This window comes from Terracoccus luteus (genome assembly GCF_003635045.1).
Lineage (GTDB): Bacteria > Actinomycetota > Actinomycetes > Actinomycetales > Dermatophilaceae > Terracoccus > Terracoccus luteus.
The window spans coordinates 2,610,013-2,636,088 of sequence record NZ_RBXT01000001.1 but is presented as its reverse complement, the minus strand read 5'-3'; the positions used below and the strand labels follow the sequence as shown (position 1 = coordinate 2,636,088).

26 protein-coding genes are annotated in these 26,076 nt (G+C 74.7%); 20 read left to right on the top strand and 6 right to left on the bottom strand.

The window, feature by feature from the left end:
• Positions 1 to 13 precede the first annotated feature (13 nt).
• Genes DFJ68_RS11950 through DFJ68_RS11925 form a run of 6 tightly spaced genes read left to right on the top strand, consistent with a single transcriptional unit; the run spans position 14 to position 5,813 of the window.
• A complete protein-coding gene (locus DFJ68_RS11950) occupies positions 14 to 1,099 on the top strand; it encodes an ABC transporter permease (protein WP_211333352.1) in 1,086 nt (361 codons plus the stop codon).
• Positions 1,096 to 1,971, top strand: a complete 876-nt coding sequence (locus DFJ68_RS11945) for an ABC transporter permease (protein ID WP_121033488.1) — start codon at positions 1,096 to 1,098, stop codon at positions 1,969 to 1,971. The genes DFJ68_RS11950 and DFJ68_RS11945 overlap by 4 nt, the downstream gene beginning before the upstream one ends.
• On the top strand, positions 1,968 to 3,083 hold the full coding sequence (locus tag DFJ68_RS11940; RefSeq protein ID WP_245963611.1) for an ABC transporter ATP-binding protein: 1,116 nt from the start codon (positions 1,968 to 1,970) through the stop codon (positions 3,081 to 3,083). The genes DFJ68_RS11945 and DFJ68_RS11940 overlap by 4 nt, the downstream gene beginning before the upstream one ends.
• Positions 3,080 to 4,075, top strand: a complete 996-nt coding sequence (locus DFJ68_RS11935; protein ID WP_121033486.1) for an oligopeptide/dipeptide ABC transporter ATP-binding protein — start codon at positions 3,080 to 3,082, stop codon at positions 4,073 to 4,075. Before DFJ68_RS11940 ends, DFJ68_RS11935 begins: the two co-directional genes overlap by 4 nt.
• Positions 4,072 to 5,325 (top strand): metal-dependent hydrolase family protein, encoded by a 1,254-nt coding sequence (locus DFJ68_RS11930; protein WP_121033484.1) that lies wholly within the window; start codon positions 4,072 to 4,074, stop codon positions 5,323 to 5,325. The genes DFJ68_RS11935 and DFJ68_RS11930 overlap by 4 nt, the downstream gene beginning before the upstream one ends.
• Positions 5,322 to 5,813: a YybH family protein gene (locus tag DFJ68_RS11925; protein ID WP_121033482.1), complete on the top strand. Its 492-nt coding sequence runs from the start codon at positions 5,322 to 5,324 to the stop codon at positions 5,811 to 5,813. Before DFJ68_RS11930 ends, DFJ68_RS11925 begins: the two co-directional genes overlap by 4 nt.
• A gap of 90 nt (positions 5,814 to 5,903) precedes the next feature.
• Here DFJ68_RS11925 and DFJ68_RS11920 read toward each other — a convergent pair whose 3' ends face one another.
• From DFJ68_RS11920 to DFJ68_RS11900, 5 genes are read right to left on the bottom strand one after another with little or no spacing between them, the layout of a single operon-like run.
• On the bottom strand, positions 5,904 to 7,646 hold the full coding sequence (locus DFJ68_RS11920; protein WP_245963610.1) for a DUF885 domain-containing protein: 1,743 nt from the start codon (positions 7,644 to 7,646) through the stop codon (positions 5,904 to 5,906).
• Complete coding sequence (locus DFJ68_RS11915; RefSeq protein WP_121033480.1) at positions 7,643 to 8,620, bottom strand: LLM class flavin-dependent oxidoreductase; 978 nt, start codon at positions 8,618 to 8,620, stop codon at positions 7,643 to 7,645. Before DFJ68_RS11915 ends, DFJ68_RS11920 begins: the two co-directional genes overlap by 4 nt.
• Positions 8,617 to 8,976, bottom strand: coding sequence for a TIGR04076 family protein (locus tag DFJ68_RS11910; protein ID WP_121033479.1), 360 nt, complete (start codon positions 8,974 to 8,976; stop codon positions 8,617 to 8,619). Before DFJ68_RS11910 ends, DFJ68_RS11915 begins: the two co-directional genes overlap by 4 nt.
• Positions 8,966 to 10,282, bottom strand: coding sequence for an alpha-hydroxy-acid oxidizing protein (locus DFJ68_RS11905; protein WP_121033477.1), 1,317 nt, complete (start codon positions 10,280 to 10,282; stop codon positions 8,966 to 8,968). The genes DFJ68_RS11910 and DFJ68_RS11905 overlap by 11 nt, the downstream gene beginning before the upstream one ends.
• Positions 10,279 to 11,112 carry a maleylpyruvate isomerase N-terminal domain-containing protein gene (locus DFJ68_RS11900; protein ID WP_170165756.1) on the bottom strand — a complete coding sequence of 278 codons (834 nt, stop codon included), beginning with the start codon at positions 11,110 to 11,112 and terminating at the stop codon, positions 10,279 to 10,281. The genes DFJ68_RS11905 and DFJ68_RS11900 overlap by 4 nt, the downstream gene beginning before the upstream one ends.
• A gap of 83 nt (positions 11,113 to 11,195) precedes the next feature.
• Between DFJ68_RS11900 and DFJ68_RS11895 the strand changes: the two genes are divergently transcribed.
• From DFJ68_RS11895 to DFJ68_RS11885, 3 genes are all read left to right on the top strand, one after another.
• Positions 11,196 to 12,146, top strand: coding sequence for a proline dehydrogenase family protein (locus DFJ68_RS11895; protein ID WP_121033473.1), 951 nt, complete (start codon positions 11,196 to 11,198; stop codon positions 12,144 to 12,146).
• Positions 12,147 to 12,149: 3 nt separating this feature from the next.
• Positions 12,150 to 12,956, top strand: a complete 807-nt coding sequence (gene proC, locus DFJ68_RS11890) for a pyrroline-5-carboxylate reductase (RefSeq protein WP_121033471.1) — start codon at positions 12,150 to 12,152, stop codon at positions 12,954 to 12,956.
• A gap of 112 nt (positions 12,957 to 13,068) precedes the next feature.
• Positions 13,069 to 13,674, top strand: coding sequence for a GNAT family N-acetyltransferase (locus DFJ68_RS11885; protein WP_121033469.1), 606 nt, complete (start codon positions 13,069 to 13,071; stop codon positions 13,672 to 13,674).
• Positions 13,675 to 13,721: 47 nt separating this feature from the next.
• On the opposite strand, the gene DFJ68_RS11880 is transcribed toward DFJ68_RS11885, so the two are convergent.
• Positions 13,722 to 14,390, bottom strand: a complete 669-nt coding sequence (locus DFJ68_RS11880; protein WP_121035321.1) for a potassium channel family protein — start codon at positions 14,388 to 14,390, stop codon at positions 13,722 to 13,724.
• Positions 14,391 to 14,475: 85 nt separating this feature from the next.
• Between DFJ68_RS11880 and DFJ68_RS11875 the strand changes: the two genes are divergently transcribed.
• From DFJ68_RS11875 to DFJ68_RS11825, 11 genes are all read left to right on the top strand, one after another.
• The gene (locus tag DFJ68_RS11875; protein ID WP_121033467.1) at positions 14,476 to 15,672 is read left to right on the top strand and encodes an acetoin utilization protein AcuC; all 1,197 of its coding nucleotides are present in this window, start codon (positions 14,476 to 14,478) and stop codon (positions 15,670 to 15,672) included.
• A 242-nt stretch (positions 15,673 to 15,914) separates the two neighbouring features.
• Positions 15,915 to 17,261: an aspartate--tRNA(Asn) ligase gene (gene aspS / locus DFJ68_RS11870; RefSeq protein ID WP_121033465.1), complete on the top strand. Its 1,347-nt coding sequence runs from the start codon at positions 15,915 to 15,917 to the stop codon at positions 17,259 to 17,261.
• Positions 17,262 to 17,476: 215 nt separating this feature from the next.
• A complete protein-coding gene (locus tag DFJ68_RS11865) occupies positions 17,477 to 17,677 on the top strand; it encodes a helix-turn-helix domain-containing protein (protein ID WP_121033463.1) in 201 nt (66 codons plus the stop codon).
• Between the two features lie 210 nt (positions 17,678 to 17,887).
• On the top strand, positions 17,888 to 17,986 hold the full coding sequence (locus DFJ68_RS11860; protein WP_003792170.1) for a 30S ribosomal protein bS22: 99 nt from the start codon (positions 17,888 to 17,890) through the stop codon (positions 17,984 to 17,986).
• A gap of 146 nt (positions 17,987 to 18,132) precedes the next feature.
• Positions 18,133 to 19,179: an NAD-dependent epimerase/dehydratase family protein gene (locus DFJ68_RS11855; protein WP_121033461.1), complete on the top strand. Its 1,047-nt coding sequence runs from the start codon at positions 18,133 to 18,135 to the stop codon at positions 19,177 to 19,179.
• On the top strand, positions 19,176 to 20,996 hold the full coding sequence (locus DFJ68_RS11850; RefSeq protein ID WP_245963609.1) for a lysophospholipid acyltransferase family protein: 1,821 nt from the start codon (positions 19,176 to 19,178) through the stop codon (positions 20,994 to 20,996). The genes DFJ68_RS11855 and DFJ68_RS11850 overlap by 4 nt, the downstream gene beginning before the upstream one ends.
• Positions 20,996 to 21,253, top strand: a complete 258-nt coding sequence (locus DFJ68_RS11845; protein ID WP_121033459.1) for a glutaredoxin family protein — start codon at positions 20,996 to 20,998, stop codon at positions 21,251 to 21,253. The genes DFJ68_RS11850 and DFJ68_RS11845 overlap by 1 nt, the downstream gene beginning before the upstream one ends.
• A 157-nt stretch (positions 21,254 to 21,410) precedes the next feature.
• Positions 21,411 to 22,091, top strand: coding sequence for a redox-sensing transcriptional repressor Rex (locus DFJ68_RS11840; protein WP_121033456.1), 681 nt, complete (start codon positions 21,411 to 21,413; stop codon positions 22,089 to 22,091).
• Positions 22,088 to 23,479: a glutamyl-tRNA reductase gene (gene hemA, locus DFJ68_RS11835; protein WP_121033454.1), complete on the top strand. Its 1,392-nt coding sequence runs from the start codon at positions 22,088 to 22,090 to the stop codon at positions 23,477 to 23,479. The genes DFJ68_RS11840 and hemA overlap by 4 nt, the downstream gene beginning before the upstream one ends.
• Positions 23,476 to 24,426: a hydroxymethylbilane synthase gene (gene hemC, locus DFJ68_RS11830; RefSeq protein ID WP_121033452.1), complete on the top strand. Its 951-nt coding sequence runs from the start codon at positions 23,476 to 23,478 to the stop codon at positions 24,424 to 24,426. Before hemA ends, hemC begins: the two co-directional genes overlap by 4 nt.
• The gene (locus DFJ68_RS11825; RefSeq protein ID WP_121033450.1) at positions 24,423 to 26,069 is read left to right on the top strand and encodes a bifunctional uroporphyrinogen-III C-methyltransferase/uroporphyrinogen-III synthase; all 1,647 of its coding nucleotides are present in this window, start codon (positions 24,423 to 24,425) and stop codon (positions 26,067 to 26,069) included. Before hemC ends, DFJ68_RS11825 begins: the two co-directional genes overlap by 4 nt.
• Positions 26,070 to 26,076 lie beyond the last annotated feature (7 nt).

The window sequence follows — 26,076 nt, the reverse complement described above, 5'->3', positions numbered from 1 at the left end:
CCGTGAGCGCCGGGTGAGCGCGCCGGTCGCCGACCCCGTCGCCGCCCCAGCCGACCGTCGCGAGACGGCCCGGCGCGGGGCGGGGCTGGGGGGGTTCCTCCTGCGCCGGGGTGGGGCCGGCATCCTGCTCGTGCTCGGCATCACCCTCGTCGCGTTCGTGCTGACCCACGTCGTCCCCGGCGACCCGGCCGCGGCCGCCCTCGGTCAGCGCGCCATCGAGGACCCCGCGACGGTCGCCGCGTTCCGCGCCCAGTACGGGCTCGACGACCCGCTGTGGCGGCAGTACGTCACCTACCTCGCCAACCTCGTGCACGGCGACCTCGGCATCTCGCAGCAGACCCGCCGACCGGTGCTCACCGACCTCGGCGACTACCTGCCCCCGACCATCGAGCTCGCCCTCGTCGCCATCGTCATCTCGCTCGTGCTCGGTGTCACGCTCGGCACCCTCGCCGCCCTGTACCGCGACCGCTGGCCCGACCAGCTCATCCGCGTCGTCAGCCTCGCCGGGGTGTCGGTGCCGACGTTCTGGCTGGCCCTGACGGCATCCCTGATCTTCAGCGTGCGCCTCGGGTGGTTCAGCTCGACGGGCCAGCTCGACCCGGGCTACCCGCGCTCGCCCGAGGTGACGGGGCTGCTGCTCGTCGACTCGCTGCTCGACAACGACCCCTTCACCTTCCAGATGGCGCTGCACCACATCCTGCTGCCGGCCTGCGTGCTCGCCGCGTACACCGTGGGGCTCATCACCCGCTTCACCCGCGCCAGCGTGCTCGAGGTGCTCGGCAACGACTACGTGCGCGCCGCCCACGCCAAGGGGCTGCCGCGCCGCACGGTCATCCTGCGCCACGTACTGCGGCCCGCCCTCGTGCCCATCATCACCGTCTCCGGCCTGGCCTTCGGGTCGCTGCTCTCGGGCACCGTGCTCGTCGAGTCGATCTTCTCGTGGCCGGGCCTGGGCCAGTACGCCTACAAGAGCTCGCTCGCCCTCGACCTGCCTGCGGTCATGGGCGTCTCGATCACCGTGGCCGTCGTCTACGTCGTCATCAACCTCGTCGTCGACGTCCTCTACGGGGTCATCGACCCGCGGATCCGGCTCTCATGAGGACGCTGCGACGGGTCCTGTCACCAGCCGGGGCGGATGCCGGTCGGTCGCCGTGGTCGCGCCCGCTCGCCGTCGTCGGGGCCGTGGTCATCGTGCTGTGGGTGCTCGTCGCCCTCGCCGCGCCGCTGCTCGCGCCGCACGACCCCAACGCGCAGGACTTCGCCCGCCTGCAGCCGCCGGGCGGGGACACCCTCCTCGGCACCGACGGCCTCGGTCGTGACGTGCTCAGCCGCATCCTCTACGGCACCCGGATCACCCTGCCGCTCGCGGTGCTGCTCGTCGTGCTCGCCACGACGGTGGGCACGGTGCTCGGCGCCGTGGCCGGCTACTTCGGCCGCTGGGCCGACACCGTCGTCATGCGCCTCGCCGACCTCGTCTTCGCCTTCCCCGGCATCATCCTCGCCATGGCCGCGGCCGCCGCGCTCGGACCGGGGCTGCGCAACGCGGTGCTCGCCCTCACGGTGGTCATGTGGCCGTCGTACGCCCGGGTGGTGCGCTCGATGCTGCTCGGCCTGCGCGAGGCCGAGTTCGTCTCCGCCACACGGCTGCTCGGCGCATCGGCCCGACGCACGCTCGTCGTCGACCTGCGGCCCAACGTCGCCGGGCCGGTGCTCGTGCTCGCCGCCCTCGAGGTCGGCAACGCCGTGTTGCTGCTCTCGGGACTGTCCTTCCTCGGTCTCGGCGCCCAGCCTCCCGACGCCGAGTGGGGCGCCATGGTCAGCGAGGGGGCCCGCAACTTCGACGCCTGGTGGATCGGGGTCTTCCCCGGCCTGGCCATCCTCACCGTGGTGCTCGCCTTCAACTTCCTCGGAGACACGTTGCGCGACGCGCTCGACCCCCGCACCGCCCGCGCCCTGGGCGGCACCCCGTGAGCACCGTGCCCGTGACGGGGGCCGCGTCCGACACCGGCGCCGAGCCGCTCGTGCGGGCGGAGGGCCTGCGGGTCGTCCTGCCCGGTGGGCTGGTCCCCGTCGACGGCGTCGACCTCGTCGTGCGCCCGGGCGAGGTGGTCGGGGTCGCCGGGGAGTCGGGCAGCGGCAAGACGCTGACGGCCCTGTCCCTCTTCGGCCTGCTGCCCCACGGGGCTCGCACCGAGGGCCGGCTCGAGGTCGGCGGCCGTGACGTGCTGCGCATGCGCGACCGCGAGCTGCGGTCGCTGCGCGGCAACGAGCTGGCCATGGTCTTCCAGGACCCGATGACCTCGCTCCACCCGATGCTCACGGTCGGTCGCCAGGTCACCGAGCACCTGCGCCACCACCGCAGGGTCGGCCGACGGGCTGCACGCGAGCGCGCCGCCGAGCTGCTGCGCCAGGTGCGCATCCCCGACCCCGACCGCACCCTCGACGCCTACCCCCACCAGCTCTCGGGCGGCATGCGCCAGCGGGCCGCCATCGCCGTCGCCCTCGCGTGCTCGCCGCGGCTGCTCGTGGCCGACGAGCCGACGACCGCCCTCGACGTGACCGTGCAGGCCGGCATCCTGCGTCTGCTCGACCGGCTGCGCCGCGAGGAGGGCGTCGGCATCCTGCTCATCACCCACGACCTCGGCGTCATGTCGGCGCTCACCGACCGGCTCGCCGTCATGTACGCCGGCCGGGTCGTCGAGACCGGTCCGACCGCCGAGCTGCTCGCGGCGCCGCGCCACCCGTACACCCGCGGGCTGCTCGACTCGCTGCCGAGTACCGACCACGAGAGCGAGAGCGCCGCCGGGGCCGAGGGCGCCGCCCACGCGCCAGGGCGCCGGCGCTCGCTGACGGCCATCCCCGGCTCGGCCCCCCGGCTCGGCTCGGTGCCGGCCGGGTGCCCGTTCCACCCGCGGTGCGCCCACGCCCGCCCGTCGTGCGCACAGGACCGCCCGGCGCTGCTGCCGCTGTCGGGTACCCGCCGCGAGCTGGCCTGCCCCGTCGACCCGTTCGCGGGCGCGGGCCCGGCCACGGCCAGGGGCACGGCGCCACCCGACCACGACACGGAGCGGAGCCGCTCATGAGCCTCGTCACGGTCACCGACGCCGAGGTCGTCTACCGTCGCGGCCGTCAGCTCGTGCGGGCGGTGGCGGGCGCCAGCCTGTCGGTCGAGCGCGGCGAGGTCGTCGGGCTGGTCGGCGAGTCGGGCTGCGGCAAGTCGACGCTCGCGAAGGCGGTGCTCGGGCTCGTGCCGCTCGAGTCGGGCAGCGTCGAGTTCGAGGGCCGCCCGGTGCAGCCGCTCGGACGCGGGGCGCGCGAGCAGGGGCTGCGCGGCATGCAGATGGTCTTCCAGGACCCCTACAGCTCGCTCAACCCCCGGCGCCGGGTCGGCGACCAGGTGGCCGACGGCATCGAGCTGGGGGCGGGCCGACGCCTCGACGCCGCCGGGCGCAGGCGCCGTGTCGGCGAGCTGCTCGAACGCGTGGGCCTCCCGACCGACTTCGCCCGACGGTTCCCGCACGAGTTCTCCGGTGGGCAGCGCCAGCGCATCGCCATCGCCCGGGCCCTCGCCGCCGAGCCCCGCCTCATCGTCGCCGACGAGGCCATCTCGGCCCTCGACGTCTCGGCGCAGGCCTCCATCGCCAACCTGCTGGCGTCGCTCGCCGCCGACCTCGACGTCGGCCTGCTCTTCATCTCGCACGACCTCGGCATCGTGCGCCAGCTGAGCGACCGCATCGCCGTCATGTACCTCGGCAAGGTCGTCGAGACCGGGCCCGCCGACACGGTGTGGGGCTCCCCGGCCCATCCCTACGCCCGCGCCCTCATCGGCGCCATCCCGTCGCTCGAGGCGGGGCGCCTGCCCGACGACCTGCCCGGTGACGTCCCCGACCCCGCCGCCCCGCCGACCGGATGCCGGTTCCACCCGAGGTGCCCCCGCGCCTTCGCGCCGTGCCCGACGAGCGAACCGTCTCTGCTCGCAGTCGAGCCCGGCCACGCGGCCGCCTGTCACCTGCACACCCACGCCGACGCGCCGGCATCCGACACGGTGGTCTCCGCCCCGAGAGGAGGGGCATGACGCCCCCGACCCTGCTGACCAATGCCCGGGTCGTCGACGTCGAGGCGGGCACGACGTCGCCGGCGTCGGTGCTGCTCGACGGCGGCCGCATCGCGGCGGTGACGCCCGAGGGAGCCGCCGGCACGGCGACCGACGCCACGCCTCCCGGCACCCGCGTGCTCGACCTCGGCGGGCGGGTGCTCGCGCCCGGCTTCGTCACCGTGCACATGCACCTGTCGATCGTCTTCCCCTTCAGCGACACCGACGAGGACGAGGACCCGATGCTCACCGCCTTCCGCGCGGCGACGCGAGCCCGCGAAGCCCTCGACGCGGGGGTCACGACCGTGCGCTGCGTGCACGAGCAGCACCGCGTCGACATCGCCCTGCGCGAGGCCGACCGTCGCGGCTGGTTCACCGCGCCACGCATCCTCGCCGGCGGGCGGGCGCTGTCGGCGCCCGGCGGTCACGGGCAGGGCTCCGGGTCGGTCTACTGCACCGGGCCCGACGAGTTCGAGGCCGCGGCCAGGGCCGAGCTCGAGGCGGGCGCCGACCACGTCAAGATCTTCATCACCGGCGGCCTCGCCCACGCGGGGGAGCGGCCCGAGGACCCCGAGATGACCGACGCCGAGATGCGGGCCGTCGTGCGCGCGGCCGACGACCACGGCACCTACGTCGTCGCCCACGCCGGTCACCACGAGGCGATCCGCCGCGCCCTCGACGCCGGCGTGCGCAGCTTCGAGCACGCCTACGTCGTCGACGAGCCGACGGCCCGGCTGCTCGCCCGCCCGGGGGTGTTCGTCTCGCCCACCCTCGCCGTGACCCGGTCGCAGGACTGGATGGCCGAGCACGGGTTCGAGGCGCACTCCCGCGAGAACGCCGCGCGCGCGAGCGTGGAGCACCTCGCCTCCGCCCGGCGGCTCGCCGCGGCGGGGGTCGCCCTGACCAACGGCACCGACCTGCCGCCCGGCGACCGCACCGAGGGCACGACCGCGGTCGTGCGCGAGGCCGAGCTGCTCGTCGAGGCCGGCCTGACCCCCGCCGGGGCACTCGCGGCCTCGACCCTGGTGCCCGCCCGCATGTGCGGCGTCGACGCCGAGACCGGGCGGGTGGCCGCCGGGCTGGCCGCCGACCTCGTCGTGCTCGACGACGACCCGTGCGCCGACGTCGCGGCGCTGCGCACCGTGCGCGCCGTCGTGTCGCGCGGTCGTGTCGTCCGTGACGACCTCGGCCTCTTCGACCACACCACCACCGACGCGAGGGGCACGACATGAGCACGACGTCGCGAGAACCGCTGGAGCCGCGCGAGGCCGAGGTGTTCGCCGTGCTCCAGGACCTCTACGAGGCCTACCTCGCCGGTGACCGTCCGCGCCTCGAGGCCCACCTCGACGAGGTCTGCACGATGTGGGACTCGACCCTGCCCTCGCTGCGCACCAAGGCCGACCTGCAGGCGGGCACGACGACCCCGTCGGATGCCGGTGGGCGGGCACCCGGGTCGCCCGCGGCATCCGAGGTGGCCGGCTATCCCTCGCCGGTCAGGCTCGAGGCGACCGAGCCGGTGGTCGGGCTGCTCGGTGACGACGCCGCGTGGGAGGCGCACCTGCTGCTCGCCGGGTTCGACGACCCGGCCCTCGACGAGCAGCTGCGCTGCACGTCGGTGCTGCGCCGCCGGCCCGAGGACGGCCGGTGGGTCGTGGTGCACCACCACGAGGAGCTCATCGTCGGGCCCGGCCGCGGGCTGGCCGTCCGGTCGGTCGGCTGACCGCCTCACCGGGGGCCGTGGAGGCCTCGCGTCGCCCTGACGACGACGGTCCTCCACGAGGGGCGCGCCCCGTTCGGGCGCGACCGGCGCTCAGCCGGCCGCCTGCTCCCTCGCGAGGCGGGAGCCGAGCTCGCGCAGCGGCCCGAGGCCCATCGGCCCGAGCCGCAGCAGTGCGGTGAGGAAGCGGCGCTCGTCCCACGCCCCGCCGGCCTCGTGACGGGCGAGGCGGCGCACCGACTCGACCTCGCGGGCCCCCACCCGGAAGGCGAGGGCCTGCGCCGGCCAGCCGAGGTAGCGGTCGACCTCGAAGCGGGCCATCTGCGGTCCGAGCCCCGTGACGGCGGTGAGGAACTCGACGGCCACGTCGTACGACCACGCGGTCGCGTCGCCCAGGGCCGCGCCGGCGGCGAGACCCGTGCGGTGGCGTCGGTCGGCCGGGATCGGCAGGCCCAGGTGCAGGCCCATGTCGATGACGATACGGGAGGCCCGCCACGCCTGGCCGACGAGCATGCCCAGCCGCTCGGCGGGCTCGTCGAGCAGCCCCACCTCGGCGCACCACGCCTCGGCCCAGTGCGCCCAGCCCTCGGCGTGCCCGTGCACGTGGCACAGGTGCCGCTGCCAGGGGTGCAGGCCGGGCGCGGTCATGGCGGTGACGATCTGGGTGTGGTGGCCCGGCACCCCCTCGTGGTGGGCGGTCGTCGCCTCGCGCCAGGTGCGCGCCCCGACGGCGGGGTCGACGGTCCACCAGACCCGCCCGGGCCGGGTCAGGCCGGGGTCGGGCTCGGCGTAGTACATGACGCCCGAGGCCGCGGTCGACATGCGGCACTCCGGCAGCCGCAGGGGGTGCGGCGGGAGGTCGAGCAGCCGCCCGTCGAGCGTCTCGGCGACCCCGGCCATGCGCTCGCGCAGCCACCGTTCGATCTGCTCGCCGGTGTCCATCCGGGTGGCTGGGTCGGAGTCGAGCCGCGCTGCGACAGAGGCGAACCCGCCGGGTCCGACCTGCGCCGCGACCTGCTCCGCCTCGGCGGCGATGCGGTCGAGCTCGGACCAGCCCCACGCGTACGTCTCATCCAGGTCGACCGTGGTGCCGAGGAAGGCGCGGGCGGTCAGCTCGTACCGCTCGCGCCCCACGGCATCCGACCCGCCGGCCAGCGGCAGGAGGCGCTGCTCGAGGTCGTCCGCGAGGCGCGAGGTGGCTCGGGCGGCGGCGTCGGCGGCCTCCGTCACGACCGGGCGCAGGGCCGCGGGTGCCCGCCCGGCCAGCGATGCGTAGAACCCGTCGTCGACCCAGCGGCGGCAGCGCGCGGCGACCCCGGACACCTGTCGGCGCGAGACGACGTGACCGCGGCCGGCCGAGCGCAGCAGGGTGTCGACGTAGTCGTCGTGGGCACCACCGACCCGCCGCAGCGCGTCGGCGACGTGGCGCCAGTCGTCGTCGGTCTCCGTCGGCAGCTGGTCGAAGGTGGCCCGCACCGCGTCGACCGGCGTCGCCAGCGGGGCGAGCAGGCTCTCGGTGAAACCGCCGTCGACGAGGTCGACCTCGGCCTGCAGCCGCTCGCGCAGCACGAGGGCCAAGGTGTCGTCGTCACCCCTGCGAGGCAGGGCGGCCAGCGCCGCGAGCGCGGCCCGGGCCGCGTCGGAGCGGTCGTCGAAGGCGTCCGGCGAGAGCGCGGGCAGGACCGGCGACGTCTCGTCCCCGACCACGATGCCCTCCCGGCGGGCGAGGTCGGCGGCCGCGACGTCGGTACGGGCAAGGGCCACGATGTAGCGGTCGGCCACGTCGGCCACGTCGGGGGCGGCCGGGCGGTCGTGGTCCGGCGTGGGCCCGGTCACCGGGTCACCCGCGGCAGCATCTGCTCACCGAGCAGCCGGATGCCGTCGAGCGCCGAGACCCCGTGGGGGGTGCCCAGCTCGACCCGGTGGGCCCCGGCGTCGAACAGGGCCTCGACCTGGACCGCGATGTCGGCGGGCGTGCCGCTGAAGGCGAACCGGTCGAGCAGGTCGTCGGGCACCGCGCGCCCGGCCGTCTCGGCGTCGCCGGCGCGCACCGCCTCGGCGATGCGTGAGCGCACGTCGGCGGGCACCTCGACGGTGGGGTCGAGCCCGGCGACGACGTCGAGGTAGAGGGCGACCTCGGCCCGGGCGAGGGCCCGCGCCACCCCCCGGTCGCGGTCGCAGACGGTGACGGCGCCGGCGACGACGCGCGTCGGGGTGCCGTCGAGCCAGCCGGCCATGAGGGCCACCATGTCAGGGTTCGCGGTGCCGCCGATCTTCACCTCGTCGGCGCAGGTCGAGGCCCACGCGGCCGTCCGCCGGCCCCACGTGCCGACGAGCAGGGGCGGTGGCTCCGTGGGCAGGGGCACCCGCAGCCGCGTCCCGGCGGGCAGGCCCAGCACCGTGCCCTCGTAGCCGGAGTCGTCGCCCGACAGCAGCCGCGTGACGATCTCCGCGGTGTCGGCGAGACGCGCGAGGGGGCGGCTCGTGTCGATCCCCAGCCCGTCGAGCCACGCGCCGCGGGCGAGCCCGACGTAGGCGCGGCCGTCGCTGGCGAGGGCGAGGGCGGCGGCCTGCGCGGCGATCTCGACGGGGTGCGTGAGCAGCGGGTTCTGGCAGGCCGCGCCGATGCGCACCCGGCTGGTGGCGGCGGCGATGGTGGCGAGGGCCAGCGCGGGCGACTGGTAGCCGAGGTCGCTGAAGACGCTGACGCCGTCGAACCCGAGCTGCTCGGCGGCCCGGGCCAGGGTGGCGTACTCGGCCGGGCCCTTGTCGGTCTGCAGGGCGACCGTCACCTCGCGGGCGCGCGTCACGTCAGCTCGTCCGTGGCGAGGCGGTGCACGGGTCCGGCCTCGATGCGCATGACGAGCCGTTCCTGCGGGTCGGGGCAGGCCACCTCGCAGTCGCGGGCCAGCCAGTCGCCGTCCGCGAGGGCGCGCTGCTTGGCCGGCAGCAGCGGCAGCAGCGCTGCGAGGGCGTACATGCAGAAGTGGCCGCCCTCGGGCAGGCGCAGCTGGCTCGACCGCGTCACCGTGAGGTGGTCGCCGACCGACAGCCCGCACACCGAGCGACCCTCGATGCGGTCGACGACGACCCGCAGGTCGGCGAGCTCGGTGACGTCGGCCGTCGGGGCCGGGGTGGGTCCGCTCGCGCGGTCGTCAGTGGTCATCGCCACTCCTGCTCAGGCGGTCGGGGGTGAGGTCGGCCGGGCTCGCGCAGCCGGTGAGGGACATCATGAGGTCGAGCTCGGCCCGCAGGTTGCGCAGCACCTCGGACACGCCGTCGGCGCCCGCGATGGCGAGGCCGTGGAACAGCGGTCGCCCGACCGCGACGGCCGTGGCGCCGAGGCAGAGGGCGACGAACACGTCGGCGCCGCAACGGATCCCGCTGTCGAAGAGCACGGGCACCTGCGAACCCGCCGCGCGTACCGCCGCCACGACCGCGGGCAGCGCGTCGAGCGCCGCGACCGACCGGTCGACCTGCCGCCCGCCGTGGTTCGACACCTGTATGCCGTCGACGCCGAGGTCGACCGCCCGGCGGGCGTCGTCGGGGTGCAGCACCCCCTTGACGACGACCGGCAGGCTCGTCATGCGTCGCAGCCGGGGGAGGTCGGCCCACGAGAGGTCGGGTCGCGAGAAGACGTCGAGGAAGGTCTGCACCGCGGCCCGGGGCTCCGGCGAGCGCAGGTTCGCCGCGGTCGCCCCCGGGTGCCGCCGGCTCATCGACACGAGCGCGGCGACGGCGGCCGGTGTCGGGCGGGTCCGCCCGTCGCTGCCGGCGTCGCCGCCGGTGTCCCGGCCGGCCGCCGCCATCCGCTGCTGCACGAGCCGTCGGAACACCGGGTCGGACGTGTACTGGGCGATGCCCTCGCCCCGCGCGAACGGCAGGTGCCCGAGGTCGAGGTCGCGTGGCCGCCACGCAAGGTGGCCGGTGTCGAGGGTGACGACGACCGCCTCGCTGCCGCACGCCTCCGCGCGCCGGACGAGGCTCTCGGCGAGGTCCTCGTCGCGGCTCCAGTACAGTTGGTACCAGTGGCCGGCGTCCGACGGGGCACGGGCCACGATCTGCTCCATCGGCACCGACGCCTGCGTGCTGATGACGTGGGTGACGCCCTGCGCGGCGGCCCCGCGGGCCAGCCCGACGTCGGCGTCGCGGTGGGCCAGCGACAGCACCCCCATCGGGGCCGTGAGCAACGGGCTCGGATGCCGGCGCCCGAACAGCTCGACGGACGTGTCTGCGCCGCCGTGGCCGGCGAGCACGCGCGGGACGACGCGGTGGCGGTCGAAGGCGGCGAGGTTGGCGCGGGCGGTGGCCTCAGCGCCGGCCGAGCCGTCGACGTAGGCGCGGGCCCGGCGCGAGAGGTGCGGACGGGCCGCCGCCTCGAGCCGGTGCCCGTCGGTGGGCACGAGCGGCCGGCGACCGGTGACGCCGGCGCGGTACACGGCCGCCTGGGCCGCGCGCCCGAAACCGCTCACGGCCGCACCTCGACGTGCTCGGTCCACCAGCGCGCGGCGCCGTCGGGCCCGTCCGCCGCGTCGGCCCCGACGGGCGTCGCCCGACCCCAGAGGCGCAGGTACAGCTCGACGGCAGGAGCCTCGAGCACGTGGTCGGCCACGACGTCCTCGCACCAGGCCGCGTCGTCGGCCGTCTGCACCTCGACGTCGGTGGGCGCGTCCTGGCGGGCCCGCACGACCCAGCGCACCGGCGTCCGACCCGTCTGGTCGTCTCTCGACGGAGCCGCGGCGATCGGCCGCACGAGCACGGTCGTGGGCCGGGGGACCTGCACCGTCGTCGACGTCGGACGGGGCACGAAGCCACGCAGCAGCTCGTCGACCCCGTCGAGGGCGAGAGCGGGCCGCAGCCACGTCTCCTCCGGGCGGGGCGCCCGGCCGAGGCGCGCGGCGAGGGCGTCGACGGCGTGCACCGACGTCTCGTGACACTGGCGGCGCACCCAGTACCGGCGCGGGGCGGGCGCGTTCTCGAGGAACACCGGCGCGTCGAGGTCGTCGGGGGCGTCGGCGAGCGCCTGCAGCAGGGCCGTGGCGCCGTCGTCGAACCAGCCGAGCAGGTCGTCGTCCGCGGCGGCGGGCGCCTCGGTCACGTCGGGACGCCCGCCCGAGACGACGCGGGTGGCGTAGCGGTGCACGACGCCGACGTGGGCGACGAGGTCGCGCACGGTCCAGCCGGGGCAGGTCGGCACCGGGGCGTCGAGGCCGGCGGCCCCCGCGTTGGCCCGCAGCACGGTGGCCGCGGCGCCGATACCGTCGCCGAGCTCGTCGAGGCCGGGCTCCGCTGGCAGGCGCATGGGCGCCATTGTGTCCCACGTCCTGAGCCGCCCGCCGACGGAGGTAGATTCGAGCGAGCACCCCGAGACCGACGGAGGACCCCGTGGACGCCAGCGACCTGCTGCGCAACTCGCTCCTGCAGCTGAGCAAGCAGGAACGCATCCGAGACGTCGTCGAGAAGGCCCCCGTGTCGCGGGCGGTCGTCCGGCGGTTCGTGCCCGGCGCCGAGCGCGCCGACGTCGTGGGCGCTGCGGCCGAGATCTCCGCCTCCGGGCGCCTGTCGACCATCGACTACCTCGGCGAGGACACCCTCGACCTCGCCCAGGCGCGGCACACCCGCGACGCCTACGTGGGCCTGCTCACCGCGCTGCGCGACCAGGGCCTCACCGAGGGCGGCACCGTCGAGGTGTCGCTCAAGCTGAGCGCGCTCGGGCAGGCGCTGCCCGGCGACGGCAACGCCGTCGCCCTCGACCACGCCCGCGAGATCTGCACCCTCGCGAAGGATGCCGGCACGACGGTGACCCTCGACATGGAGGACCACACGACGACCGACCGCACGCTGGAGGCGCTGCGCGAGCTGCGCGCCGACTTCCCGTTCGTCGGGGCCGTCCTGCAGTCGTACCTGCACCGCACCGAGGCCGACTGCCGCGACCTCGCGTACGCCGGGTCGCGCGTGCGGCTGTGCAAGGGCGCCTACAAGGAGCCGGAGTCGGTCGCCTTCCAGTCGGGCGCCGAGGTCGACAAGAGCTACGTCCGCTGCCTCAAGGTGCTCATGCAGGGCGAGGGCTACCCGATGGTCGCCTCCCACGACCCCCGCCTCATCGAGATCGCCGGGGCGCTCGCTGGCCAGGCCGGGCGCGACCCCCGCTCGTTCGAGTACCAGATGCTCTACGGCATCCGGCCCGACGAGCAGAAGCGCATCGCCGACCGCGGTGACCAGCTGCGCGTGTACATCCCCTACGGCCAGGAGTGGTACGGCTACCTCATGCGCCGCATGGCGGAGCGCCCGGCCAACGTCATGTTCTTCCTGCGCGGCGTCGCGACCAAGGGCTGAGCCGTGACGGTCACCGCGATCCTCGGCGCCGGGGTCATGGGCGAGACGCTGCTCTCGGGACTGCTGCGGTCGGGGCGGGATGCCGGTGACATCGTCGTCACCGGACGCAACCCCCAGCGGGTGGCCGAGCTCGTCGAGCGCCACGGCGTGCGTTCGCTCGGCAACGCCGAGGCGGCCGCCGCGGCCCAGACCGTGGTGCTGTGCGTCAAGCCGCAGGACATGGAGGGGCTGCTCGACGAGGTCCGCGACCACGTCGGCCCCGACGCCGTCGTCGTGTCGCTCGCGGCCGGCATCACGACGGCCTTCGTCGAGTCGCGGCTGCCCGAGGGGACCTCGGTCGTGCGCGTCATGCCGAACACGCCCGCGCTCGTCGACCAGGGGATGGCCGCCATCGCCCCCGGCAGCCACTGCACCGACGACCACCTGGCCGAGGCCGAGCAGCTGCTCAGCTCGTGCGGCCGGGTCGTGCGCCTGGCCGAGAAGCATCTCGACGCCGTCACCGCGATCAGCGGCAGCGGCCCGGCCTACGTCTTCTACGTCGTCGAGGCGATGATCGAGGCGGGCGTCGTGCTCGGCCTGCCGCGCGCCACCTCGACCGAGCTCGTCGTGCAGACGCTCTACGGCGCCGCGACGATGCTCAAGGAGACCCGCGAGCACCCGACGGTGCTGCGCGAGCAGGTGAGCTCGCCGGGCGGCACGACGGTCGCGGCGCTGCGTCAGCTCGACGACCACAAGGTGCGGGCGGCCTTCGTCACGGCCATCGAGGCGGCAGCGGCCCGGTCGCGGCAGCTGGCGTCCGGCACGGCCTGAGCGGCGGCGTCTGGGCGGTGTCGGCGAGGGGACGGTGACGTCCCGGCGACGATCCGGTGACACCCCTCGGGCCGCGGGTGCGTCCGAACCGACCGCATGCCAAGGTTTACCCATGAGCGACATCACCGTGCGCCGTCTCGGCGAGGACGACTGGCAGGAGTACAAGGCCGTCCGGCTGGCGGCCCTGCGCGAGTCACCCGAGGCCTTCGCGGCGACCGCGGGCGAGGAGGAGGCGTTCGACGACGACCTCTGGCGCGACCGCATGACCCGTTCGGAGCGGCTCGTCGCCGAGCGCGGTGACGAGGCCGTCGGGGTGCTGAGCATCGGGTCTGCCAAGACGACGCCGACGAACCCCGACGCGGACGACGCGAACGACGCCGCTGACGCCGCTGACGCGGCCCCCTCTGACGGGTCGGACGAGTCCGCCGAGGTCGCGGAGATCTTCGGGCTCTGGGTGCGGCCCTCGACCCGTGGGTCCGGCGTCGCCACCCGCCTCGTCAAGGAGGCCGCGCAGCACGCCCGTGACAGCGGCCGCAGCCACGTCGTCTACTGGGTCGGCACCGAGAACGGCCGCGCCGTCGCCTTCGCGAGCGGCATGGGCTTCCTGCCCACCGACTACCGCCGCCCGATGGGCGTCGTCAGCGAGGAGGACGGCGAGGAGGAGCTCGCCATGGTCCTCCCGCTCGGCCAGGACGTCGGCCCGCACCCGCGCTTCTGAGGGGCGGGCCCGCGGTTCCCGACAGCCCCCGACAGCCCCGCGCCCGGTCAGGGCCGGGCGGCGAACCGTTCGATGAGCTCGACGGGGCCGCTGACGATGAGCATGTGGTGCTGCGAGATCTTCGTCGCCGGTACGGCGTAGGTGAAGTCCTCGCCGGGCGCCTTGACCCCGACGACGGTCACGCCGTACTTGCGGCGGATCTGGCTCTGCTCCAGCGTGAAGCCGATGGCCTCGCTCGGCGGCTTGAGCTTGACGATGGCGAACCCGTCGTCGAACTCGATGTAGTCGAGCATCTTGCCGTTGACGAGGTGGGCCACGCGCCGGCCGGAGTCGGCCTCGGGGGAGATGACGTGGTGCACCCCGATGCGGGTGAGGATGCGCTTGTGCTCGGGCGTGAGCGCCTTGGCCCAGATCGAGGGGACCTCGGCGTCGACGAGGTTGGCCGCCGCCAGCACCGACGACTCGACCGAGGAGCCGATGCCGACGATGGCGATCTTCGGCTCGGCGCTGCGGATCATGTCGAGAGCCGTCGACTGGGCCATGTCGGCGTGCACGACCTTGGCCACCTTGTTGACGTAGCTCTCGGCGATCGCGTTGTCGCGCTCGACCGCGACGACCCGGTGACCGAGCTTGGTCAGCTCGAGCGCGACCGCGGCGCCGAAGCGACCGAGCCCGATGACGAGCACGTCGTCGTCGAAGAGCCGGTTGCGGGCCATGGGTCGCTCCTGGAGGTCGTGGGTGAGGTCGTGGGTGAGGTCGTGGGTGGGGTCGAGGCTGGTGTGACGCGATAGCGTCATCATCATGCCAAGTCAGGCCCGAGTCGTCTGGGACCAGTCCTTCACCCGGTACGACTTCGGGCCCCACCACCCGATGGCACCGATCCGCCTCGACCTCACGGCCCGTCTCTGCGACGCGCTCGGGGTGTTCGCGGCCGACGGGGTGGAGGTGACGGGAGCCGAGCCGGCGACGGACGCCCAGCTGGCCACCGTGCACGACCCCGACTACATCGCGGCGGTGCGGGCCGCCTCGGCCGACCCCTCCCGGGCCGAGCCCCGCTACGGCCTCGGCACCGAGGACGACCCCGCCTTCGCCGGCATGCACGAGGCCAGCGCCCGCGTCGTCACCGGCACCCTCGAGAGCTGCCAGGCGGTCTGGCGCGGGGAGGCCGAGCACGCGGTCAACTTCTGCGGCGGCCTGCACCACGCCATGGCCGACGCCGCGAGCGGGTTCTGCGTCTACAACGACGCGGCCGTCGGCATCCGGTGGCTGCTCGACAACGGGGCGAAGCGCGTCGCGTACGTCGACGTCGACGTCCACCACGGCGACGGCGTCGAGAAGATCTTCTGGGACGACCCGCGCGTGCTCACCGTCTCGGTCCACGAGTCGGGCCGGGTGCTCTTCCCGGGCACCGGCTGGCCCACCGACGTCGGCGGCCCCGACGCCGAGGGCAGCGTCGTCAACGTCTCGCTGCCGCCGGGGGTCTCGGATGCCGGGTGGCTGCGGGCGGTGCACGCCGTGGCCGGCCCCGTCGTGCGGGCCTTCGCCCCCGACGTCCTCGTCACCCAGCACGGGTGCGACACCCACGCCGAGGACCCGCTCGCCCACTTCGCCGTGACGGTCGACGCCCAGCGGGCCGCGGCCGACGCCATGCACCGGCTCGCCCACGAGGTGTGCGGCGGCCGCTGGGTCGCTCTCGGCGGGGGCGGCTACGAGGTCGTCGACGTCGTGCCGCGCACGTGGACCCACCTGACGGCCATCGCCGCGCACCAGCCGGTCGCCGTCTCGGTGCCCGTGCCCGCGGAGTGGAGCGAGTACGTCGAGCACGTCACCGGCCGCCCCGGTCCGGGGCGCATGGGCGACCTCACCACGGAGGACGGCCCGCTGTGGTGGCGCTCGTGGGACATGGGCTACGACCCGGCCAACGAGGTCGACCGCGCCGTCATGGCCACCCGCAGCGCCGTCTTCCCGCTGCTGGGGCTCGACGTCCACTTCGACTGACGGACCCGCTCGGCCGGCATCCGGTTCGAGGTATCTCGTCGCGCTCGGCCGGTCGGTCGAATCGGGTTGCGGCGGTGGCGGGCCGGGGGCCTACAGTGTCGGCACGGCGACGACGGGCCTGACGATCCTGAGCCGAGCACGACCAGAGGCCGATCGCGACTCGCGGCGGCGAAGGTGTGGTGGCACAGCGACTCTCCCCATCGCCCACACCTCCGGGGCTCGACCCCACGGAGGTGACGGACATGCACACCCATCAGCACCAGCAGCATCCCGCTCGACCAGCCCCGCCCGGCGCACGACCGCCGCGCACCCTCGCCCGCGACCTCGCCGGCCTGCCCGAGGGGAGCCTCGCCCGCATCGCCGGCTGGGTGCACCGCCGGCGGGCCCTGGCGCGGCTGACGTTCGTCGTCGTGCGCGACCGCACTGGCCTGGCCCAGGTCGTCGTGCGCGAGCCGGAGGCGCTCGCCGCCCTCGCCGGACTCCCGGAGGAGACGGTCGTCGAGGTCACCGGCACGGTGCGTCTCGACCCGGCCGCCCCCGGGGGCGCCGAGCTCGTCGAGCCGACGTTCGAGGCCCTGACCGAGCCGGCGACGCCGCCGCCGGTCGAGCTGTGGCGACCCACCTTCGGGGCGGGTCTGCCGACGCACCTCGACCACGCGGCGGTCACCCTGCGGCATCCTCGACACCGGGCGGCCTGGCAGCTGGCCAGCGCCTCGACGGCCGGGTTCCGTTCTGCCCTGGGCGCGCTCGACTTCACCGAGATCGCCACGCCGAAGCTCGTCGGCACCGCGACGGAGTCGGGGGCGAACGTCTTCACGGTCGACTACTTCGGTCGCACCGCCTACCTCGCCCAGAGCCCGCAGCTCTACAAGCAGATGCTCGTCGGGGTCTTCGAGCGCGTCTTCGAGGTCGGGCCGGTGTTCCGCGCCGAACCGCACGACACCGTGCGTCACCTCGCCCAGTACACCTCGCTCGACGCCGAGCTCGGCTTCGTGCGCGACCACCGCGACGTCCTCGCCGTCCTGCGCGAGGTGCTCGCCGGCATGGTCGAGGCGGTCCGGCGCGACGCCGCCGACGCGGTGCGCCTGCTCGAGGTCGACCTGCCCGTCGTGCCCGAGCAGCTGCCGGTCGTGCACTTCAGCGAGGCCCTGGCGATCGTCGGCGCCGACCCCGACGAGCCCGACCTCAGCCCGGCCCACGAGCGGGCGCTGGGGGAGTGGGCGCTCGCCGAGCACGGCTCCGACTTCCTCGCCGTCGAGGGCTACCCGATGGGCAAGCGGCCGTTCTACACACACCCGCAGCCCGACGACCCGCAGTGGAGCAACAGCTTCGACCTGCTCTTCCGGGGTCTCGAGCTGACGACGGGCGGCCAGCGCCTGCACCGGCCGTCCGACTACGCGGCCGCGCTCGAGCGCACGGGGACCGACCCGGCGCTGCTCGCGGGCTACCTCGACGCCTTCGCCCACGGGATGCCGCCCCACGGCGGTTTTGCGATCGGGCTCGAGCGGTGGGTGGCCCGGCTCACCCGCGTCGAGAACGTCCGCGAGGTCACGCTCTTCCCGCGCGACCTCCACCGGCTCACCCCGTAGGACCTCTCTCGAACAGGGTAATCCGACACGTCGGACTATTCGGGCAAGAAATCGCCGAGCGTCCGGCGTGTCGGGTTGCCTTTCGGGCCCGGAGCGTTCTCACAGCCTTCCCCCACGTCACAACTGCCCCTAATGTTGCCTTCTGCGCCCGCGTGACGTTTCGCCGGAGGGGAAGCCGGCGACGCGGGGGTGTCGTACACAGATCGGGGTCACGAATGCCGAATGAGCGCAAGCTCGCCGAGGTGCGGTTTCTCACCGTCGCCGAGGTCGCCTCGATCATGCGTGTGTCGAAGATGACCGTCTACCGCCTCGTCCACGGGGGCGACCTGCCTGCCGTACGGGTCGGCCGGTCGTTCCGGGTTCCGGAGGACGCGGTGCACACCTACCTCCAGACCTCGTACATCGACACGGCGTGAGCGAACCGCACGCGCAGCGGGGCGATCGGCCGTAGCGGCCGGTCGCCCCGCTGCGTCCGGGCGGGCGCCCTCCGCATGGCGCGGCCCGCTTTGGGTCCGACGCGGGCGACGCGCTAGGGTGGCACCTCAGTTCGGCTCATCACGCTCGCCCTCCGTTAGGCGGGGCGTCGGCGAAGGTCGGCACCAACCCGTCAACTGATCGAGGACACCATGGGCTCTGTCATCAAGAAGCGCCGCAAGCGGATGGCGAAGAAGAAGCACCGCAAGCTGCTCCGCAAGACGCGCCACCAGCGCCGCAACAAGAAGTGACCGTCGCGGGCCCCGCCCGCTGAACGGTCGCACCGCACGACCCCCGTCCGCACCGGCCGGGGGTCGTTCCGTGTCCGCCGTGGGTAGGCTTCCGGTGCGGGCCCGCACGAGAGCGAGGCGGGGTCAGGGCGAGGGACGGAGACACGATGGCCAAGGTCGTTCTGGTCACCGGCGTGTCGCGCCACCTGGGCGGCCTCTTCGCCCGCCGCCTCAGTCTCGACCCATCGATCGAGCGCATCCTCGGCGTCGACGTCGTACCTCCGAGGCACTCCATCGGGCGGGCCGACTTCGTACGGGCCGACATCCGCAACCCGATGATCGGGCGCATCATGGCGCAGTCGGGCGTCGACACGGTCGTGCACCTCAACGTCATCGCCACCCCCAGGGACACCGGGGGCCGCGGGACGCAGAAGGAGATCAACGTCATCGGCACGATGCAGCTGCTCGCGGCGTGCCAGAAGTCGGAGTCCGTTCAGCGTCTCGTCGTCAAGTCGTCGGCCGCGGTCTACGGCAGCTCGCCGCGCGACCCGGCCATGTTCAGCGAGGACATGAACCCGAAGTCGATGCCGCGCACCGGCTTCGGCAAGGACTCCGTGGAGGTCGAGGGCTACGTCCGCGGCTTCTCGCGCCGACGCCCCGACGTCGAGATCACGATGCTGCGCTTCGCCAACATCATCGGCCCGAACATCCGCACCGCCATCACCGACTACTTCGCCCTGCCGGTCGTGCCGGTGCCTGCCGGCTTCGACGCCCGCTTCCAGTTCGTGCACGAGGAGGACTCGATCGCCGCGGTGATGCTGGCCACGACCGGGCCGTCCGTCGGCATCGTCAACGTCGCGGGCGACGGCTTCCTCACCGTCAACCAGTGCGCCGCCCTCGTGCGGCGGCCGATCCTGCCGGTGCCGATGTCGGCCGCCGGCCTCATCGGGACGATGGTCAAGCGCAGCGGTCTCGCCGACTTCTCCGCCGACCAGGTGAGCTTCCTCGCCTTCGGTCGTGGCCTCGACACCCACCGGATGCGGGAGGTGCTCGGCTTCGAGCCCCGCTGGACGACGCGTGAGACCTTCCTCGACTTCGCCCGGGGTCTGCGCCCGGTCGTGCCCGGCGTCGACGCCGTCGGCGGAGTCGTCACCGAGGCCGCCGGCGGCACCGCGGCGGCCCTCGGTCGCGTCTTCGAGCGGATCCAGTCGTGACCCCGCCCGCCAGCCGCAAGGCCGCGTCCGCGAAGAAGACCACGGCGAAGAAGGCCACGACGTCGACGGCCAGGAAGGTCACGGCGAAGAAGGCGACGTCCGAGAAGCCTGCGGCCAAGAAGGCCACGACGGAGAAGGCCACGGCGAAGAAGGCGACGACCACGGCAGCCGCCGCCACCGCGCCCGAGGCGAGTCGCCCGGCATCGCAGGCTCGCCCGCCGCGTCGCGCCGGCTCCTTCGCCAGCGGGGCCGCGCGCGCCACCGGCGAGCGACGCCGCCGCACCGGCACCCCCCTCATCGAGGGCTCGACGGTGGACGCCAGTGCGCCCCGCCGTCGTGCCGCCGACGCCACCCCGCCGATCCCCGACGTCGAGACGCACGTGCTGCCTCCCGTCGCGCAGACGGAGCGCCCGGTCGAGACCGCGCCCGAGCGGATGCCGGTCGGCCCGACGGGTGCGGACGTGCCCCGCCGCGACCCGGACCCCACCTCCGACACGGCACCCGACGCGACCCTCGACACGGGCGGGAGCGCCGCGGACCCGGTCGCTCCCGACGACGCTCCGACCCCTACCGCCGCCGACATCAGCCGCCGGGCCCGACGCCTGCGCGCCGTGCCGACGGGCGACGCGGTCCCCGACGCCCCCGTCCGCCGGCCACGGCCCCGACCGACCCGCGACCCCCGGCCACGGCCCGCGCGCCCGCCCCGCCCGGCGACCGCGTCCGGCGCCGGCCCGACCACCGCCGCCGCGTCCGCGAGCCCGACCGCCGCGGCGGGTCGCGTCGACGGCGTCGCCGGCTCCCCGGCATCCGACGGCGGTTCGCTCGTGGCCTCGGTGCAGGCGAGGGCCGGGCGCCTGCTCGGCTCCGTGCTCGAGGGCGCCGACCTCGTCTCCGAGGCGAGCCCCGGGCCCGCCGAGCTCGTGCAGCTCGCGGTCGACGTGCTGCGCAGCGCGGCGACAGCGGCCGGGCTGCCGGCCGACGAGGCCGAGCGCCAGGTGGCCGAGTCACTGGCGTACCTGCGCGGCCGGCTCACCGGCGACTACACCGTCGACGAGTTCGGCTTCGACGAGGACTACACCGTCAACGTCCACCTGCCGCTGCTGCGCCCGCTCTACCGGTCGTGGTTCCGGGTCGAGGTGCGGGGCATCGAGAACGTCCCGGCGGAGGGTGGCGCCCTGCTCGTCGGGAACCACTCGGGCACGGTCGCGCTCGACTCGCTCATGACGCAGGTCGCGGTCTTCGACGAGCACCCCGGACACCGGCACCTGCGCATGCTCGGGGCCGACCTCATTTTCCGGCTGCCGTTCCTCGGCACGATGGCCCGCCGCTCCGGCACGACGCTCGCGGCCAACACCGACGCCGAGCGCCTGCTCTCCGGCGGGCAGCTCGTCGGCGTGTGGCCCGAGGGGTTCAAGGGCACCGGCAAGCCGTTCACCGAGCGGTACAAGCTGCAGCGGTTCGGCCGCGGCGGGTTCGTCTCGGCGGCGCTGCGTTCCGGGGTGCCCATCGTGCCGGTCAGCATCGTCGGGGCCGAGGAGATCTACCCCATCCTCGGCGACCTGCCCGCGGTGGCGCGGCTGCTCGGGGTGCCCTACGCCCCGGTGACCCCGACCTGGCCGCTGCTCGGGCCGCTCGGGCTCGTGCCCCTACCGAGCAAGTGGCTCATCGAGTTCGGCCCGCCGATCGAGACGACGAGCTTCGGGCCCGAGGCCGCCGACGACCCGATGCTCGTTTTCGACCTCACCGACCAGGTGCGCGAGACGATCCAGCAGACGCTCTACAGCCTGCTCATGCAGCGCACGTCGGTGTTCTTCTGATGGCCCGCCGACCGGCGTCCGACGGCGTGCGGGTCGTCCTGCTCGGCCGCGAGGGCTGCCACCTGTGCGACGAGGCCCGCGCGGTCGTCGAGCGGGTGACCGCCGACCTCGGGGTGGCCTGGGCCGAGCGGTCCGTCGACGACGACCCCGAGCTGCGCGCGACGTACGGCGACCAGGTGCCGGTGACTTTCGTCGACGGCCGCCGCCACGACTTCTGGCGCGTCGACGAGCAGCGTCTGCGCCGCGCGCTCGCCTGAGCCCACACCCCCGGGGGTGTGTCCCGGGCACCGTCCGGGGCGTGGTATACGCAGCTCCTCGACTTTGTGCATGCCTTCACAAACGTCTAGCCTGAACAGGTCCCAAGCCCTCCGCGTCCGCCCCGGACGTCCCAGCGAGAGGAGCCGGTGAGCAAGCGTGTCCGCCGACCCTGCACTGCGTCGAGAGATCCCCGACGCGACCGTCGCGCGGCTCCCCGGATACCTCCGGACGCTCTCCCGCCTCGCTGAGGACGGCGTGCTCTCCGTGAGCTCCGAAGAGCTGGCCAGCGCCGTAGGCGTGCGCAGCTCGCAGCTGCGCAAGGACCTCAGCCACCTCGGCTCGTACGGCGTGCGCGGCGTGGGGTACGAGGTGGAGATGCTGGCCCTCGAGATCTCGCGAGCCCTCGGCCTCAGCACCGACTGGCCCGTCGCCATCGTCGGCATGGGCAACCTCGGCCGGGCCCTGTCGTCGTACTCCGGCTTCGTCACGAAGGGCTTCCGCATCGTCGGCCTCTTCGACGACGACCCCGCCGTCGAGGGCGAGGTCGTCCTCGGCGTGCCGATCCGCCCGCTGTCGGGCCTGCGTGAGGCGCACGCCGCCGAGCCGATCGCCATCGGCGTCATCGCCACCCCCGCCTCGGCGGCGCAGGTGGTCTGCGACGCGCTCGTCGAGGCCGGCATCACCTCGATCCTCAACTTCGCGCCCTCGGTGCTGTCGGTGCCCGACGGCGTCGACGTGCGCCGCGTCGACCTCTCGACCGAGCTGCAGATCCTCGCCTTCCACGCGCAGCGCAAGTCGCTCGCGGCCGGCGACCTCGACGGGGCGGTGGCCCGGTGAGCCTGCTCGTCATCGGCCTGTCGCACCACACGGCCCCCCTCACGGTGCTCGAGAACCTCGCGCAGCGTGCCGAACGCGCCCGCGAGATCGCGACCGACGTGATCGGCTCCGCCACGGCCACCGAGGTCGTCGTGCTCACGACGTGCAACCGCCTCGAGGTCTACGCCGAGGCCCCCGCCTTCCACCCCGCCGTGGCCGCCATCGGCGAGGCCCTCGCCGTCGCGGCCGGGTCGACGGCGCCCGGCCCGGCGCTCGACCCGCGGGTCGCGCCCGCCACCCCGGGCGACCCGCGCGACGAGCTCGCGGCCACCGCCGCCGGGCTGGCCGAGCACCTCTACGTGCGCTTCGACGACAGCGCCGTCGCCCACGCCTTCACCGTCGCCTGCGGGCTCGACTCGATGGCGGTCGGTGAGGCCCAGATCCTCGGCCAGATGCGCGAGGCCCTCGCCTCGGCGCAGGCGGCCGGCCAGGCGGGCGAGTCGCTGAACTCCCTCTTCCAGCAGGCCCTCCGGGTCGGCAAGCGCGCCCACTCCGAGACCGAGATCGACCAGCACAGCGTCTCGCTCGTGCAGATGGCGCTCGAGGAGGCGGCCCGCACCCTCGGCCCGCTGTCGGGCCTGCGCGTCGCCGTCGTCGGCGCCGGCGGCATGAGCGGGCTGTCGGCCGCGACCGCCCGCCGGGCCGGTGCCGGCTCGCTCACCGTCGTGGGCCGAACGCCGGAGCGGGCCCAGCGTCTCGCCGCCACGACGGGCGCCACGGCCCGACCCTGGGCCGAGCTCGTCGACGTCGTCGCCGAGAGCGACCTGGTCATCTCCTGCACCGGCGCCGTCGGCCACGTCGTCACCGCCCTCGACGTGCTCGAGAGCTCGCGCCGCCGCGGTGGTCGCGCCCAGGTGCTCGTCGACCTCGCCCTGCCCCGCGACGTCGCGCCCGCCGACACGTGGCCAGCCCCCGTCGACGGCGTCACCGTCATCGACCTGCAGCAGCTCGGCCGGCTGCTCGACGGGCGCACCGACGGCGCCCTGCTCCGGCGCGTGCGCGACATGGTCACCGGCGAGGTCGCGGCCCACCTGACCCGTCGCGTCGAGAAGTCGGTCGGCCCGACCGTCGCGGCCCTGCGCGCCCGCGCCGCAGCCCTCGTCGCCACCGAGATGGCCCGCCTCGACCAGCGGCTGCCCGACCTCGACGACGCCACCCGCTCGGAGGTCGGCCTCGCGGTGCACCGCATCGTCGAGAAGCTGCTCCACACCCCGACCGTGCGGGTCAAGGAGTTCGCCATGGAGGAGGGCGGCGCCGACTATGCCGCGGCCCTGCGCGAGCTCTTCGACCTCGAACCCAAGGACATCGCCAACGTGTCGACGCCGCCGAAGCGAGGTGGCCGCGCATGACCACGCTCCGCCTCGGCACGCGCCGCTCACGCCTGGCCACGACGCAGTCGCAGTGGGTCGCCGACCAGCTGGAGGCCGCCGGGCACGAGGTCGAGCTCGTCGAGATCACGACGGAGGGCGACGTCTCCGCCCAGGCCCTCACGGCCATCGGCGGCACCGGCGTGTTCGCCTCGGCCATCCGACATGCGCTGCTCGACGGGCGCATCGACGTCGCCGTCCACTCGCTCAAGGACCTCCCGACCGCGCCCGAGCCCGGCCTGACCATCGCGGCGGTGCCCGTCCGCGAGGACAGCCGCGACGTCCTCGTCGCCCGAGACGGCCTCACCCTCGGCGAGCTGCCGCAGGGCTCGGTCGTCGGCACCGGCTCGCCCCGACGGGCCGCGCAGCTCGCCGCCCTCGGACTCGGTCTCGAGATCCGCCCCATCCGCGGCAACGTCGACACGCGCATCGGCTTCGTCACCGAGGGGCTGCTGGATGCCGTCGTGCTGGCCCGCGCGGGCCTGTCCCGTCTCGGCCGGCTCGGTGACGCCACCGAGGTCATCGACCCCATCCAGGTGCTGCCCGCTCCCGGTCAGGGTGCGCTCGCCGTCGAGTGCCGCAGCGACCGCGCCGACGTGCTCGACGCCGTGGCCTCGCTCGACGACGCCGACACCCGCGTCGCGGTGACCGCCGAGCGGGCGCTGCTGCGCGCGCTCGAGGCCGGCTGCACCGCCCCCGTCGGGGCGCTGGCCGAGGTCGTCGAGGGCGACGACGGGCTCGAGCTGTCGCTGCGCGCCTTCGCCGGCAGCGACGACGGGACCATCGAGTTGCGCCGCTCCCTCGTGGGGCCGTACACAGAGCCTGAGGCGCTCGGCGCCCGGCTCGCCCAGATCCTCCTCGACGACGGCGCGGCCGACATCGAGGGCACCACCACCACCGCCACAAGCCGTTCGGAGCATGTCTCGTGACTCGTTCTCGCCAGCCGTCAGAGCAGACGGTCTCGACCCCCACGGTGCCGACGACGCCGGCGCGTGTCGCCTTCGTCGGTGCCGGCCCCGGAGACCCCGGGCTCATGACCGTGCGCGGCCGTGACCTGCTCGCCGCCGCCGACGCCGTCGTCATCGACCGCATCTCGCGCGACGACGTCGTGCTGCGCCACGCCCGCCCCGACGTCGAGGTCATCGACGCCGGCCACGGCGAGCAGGGCCAGGAGCTGACCCACGCGGTGCGGGCCAAGCTGCTCGTCAAGGCGGCCAAGGCCGTCGGCCCGGGCGGTCTCGTCGTGCGCCTCATGGACGGCGACCCCAGCCTCTGGGGCGGTCTCGTCGAGGAGGTCCGCGCCTGCCGGCGCGCCTCGCTCAGTTTCGACGTCGTCCCCGGTGTCAGCGCCGTGAGCGCGGTGCCGACCTACGCCGGCATCCCGCTCACCGCCAAGGGCACCTCGGCGGTGCACATCGTCAGCGCCGACCTGCCCGGCGTCTCGTGGCCGCGCTACGCCGTCGGTGACGACACGGTCGTCGTGCTCGGTGGCACCGCCGCCATCCGCACCGGGCTGCGCGCTCTCGCGGCCGCCGGTCGCGACGCCGACACCCTCGTCTCGCTCACCTTCAACGGCACCACCGTGGGCCAGACCTCCCACGTCGTCACCCTGGATGCCGTCGACGACACCCTCGAGGGACACGACGACGACCTCGCCATGGCCGTCGTGTCGAGCACCGTGGGCCTGCGCGACGAGCTGTCGTGGTTCGAGACCAAGCCCCTCTTCGGCTGGAAGGTGCTCGTGCCGCGCACCCAGGCCCAGGCCGGCACGATGGTCGACCGGCTCGCCGGCTACGGCGCCACCGCCGACGTCGTGCCCACGATCTCCGTCGAGCCGCCGCGCACGCCGCAGCAGATGGAGAAGGCCGTCAAGGGTCTGGTCACGGGTCGCTACGAGTGGATCGGCTTCACGTCGGTCAACGCCGTGCGCGCGGTGCGCGAGCGCTTCGAGGAGCTCGGGCTCGACGCCCGCGCCTTCGCCGGGCTCAAGGTCGCCGCCGTCGGTGGGGTGACCGCCGAGGCCCTGCGGGAGTGGGGCATCAACGCCGACCTCGTGCCGAGCGGGGAGCAGTCGGCCGCCGGTCTGCTCGAGGAGTGGCCCGACTTCGACGAGCTGCTCGACCCCATCAACCGGGTCCTGCTGCCGCGCGCCGACATCGCCACCGAGACCCTCGTCGCCGGCCTGCGCGACATGGGCTGGGAGGTCGACGACGTCACCGCCTACCGCACGGTCCGGGCCGCGCCGCCGGCCGCCGAGATCCGCGACGCCATCAAGGGCGGCGACTACGACGCCGTCGTCTTCACCTCGAGCTCGACGGTGCGCAACCTCGTCGGGATCGCCGGCAAGCCGCATCCGGCGACGGTCGTCGCCTGCATCGGCCCGGCCACGGCGAAGACGGCGCAGGAGCACGGCCTGCGGGTCGACGTGCTCGCGCCCGAGGCCTCTGCCCTCAGCCTCGTCGACGCCCTGGCCGGCCACGGCGTCGGCATCGCGGTCGCTGCGGCCGAGTCGGGCCAGCCCGTGCAGCGCCCGAGCGACAAGCGGCCGGCCTCGCGTCGCCGCGCCCGCTGAGGCGGCC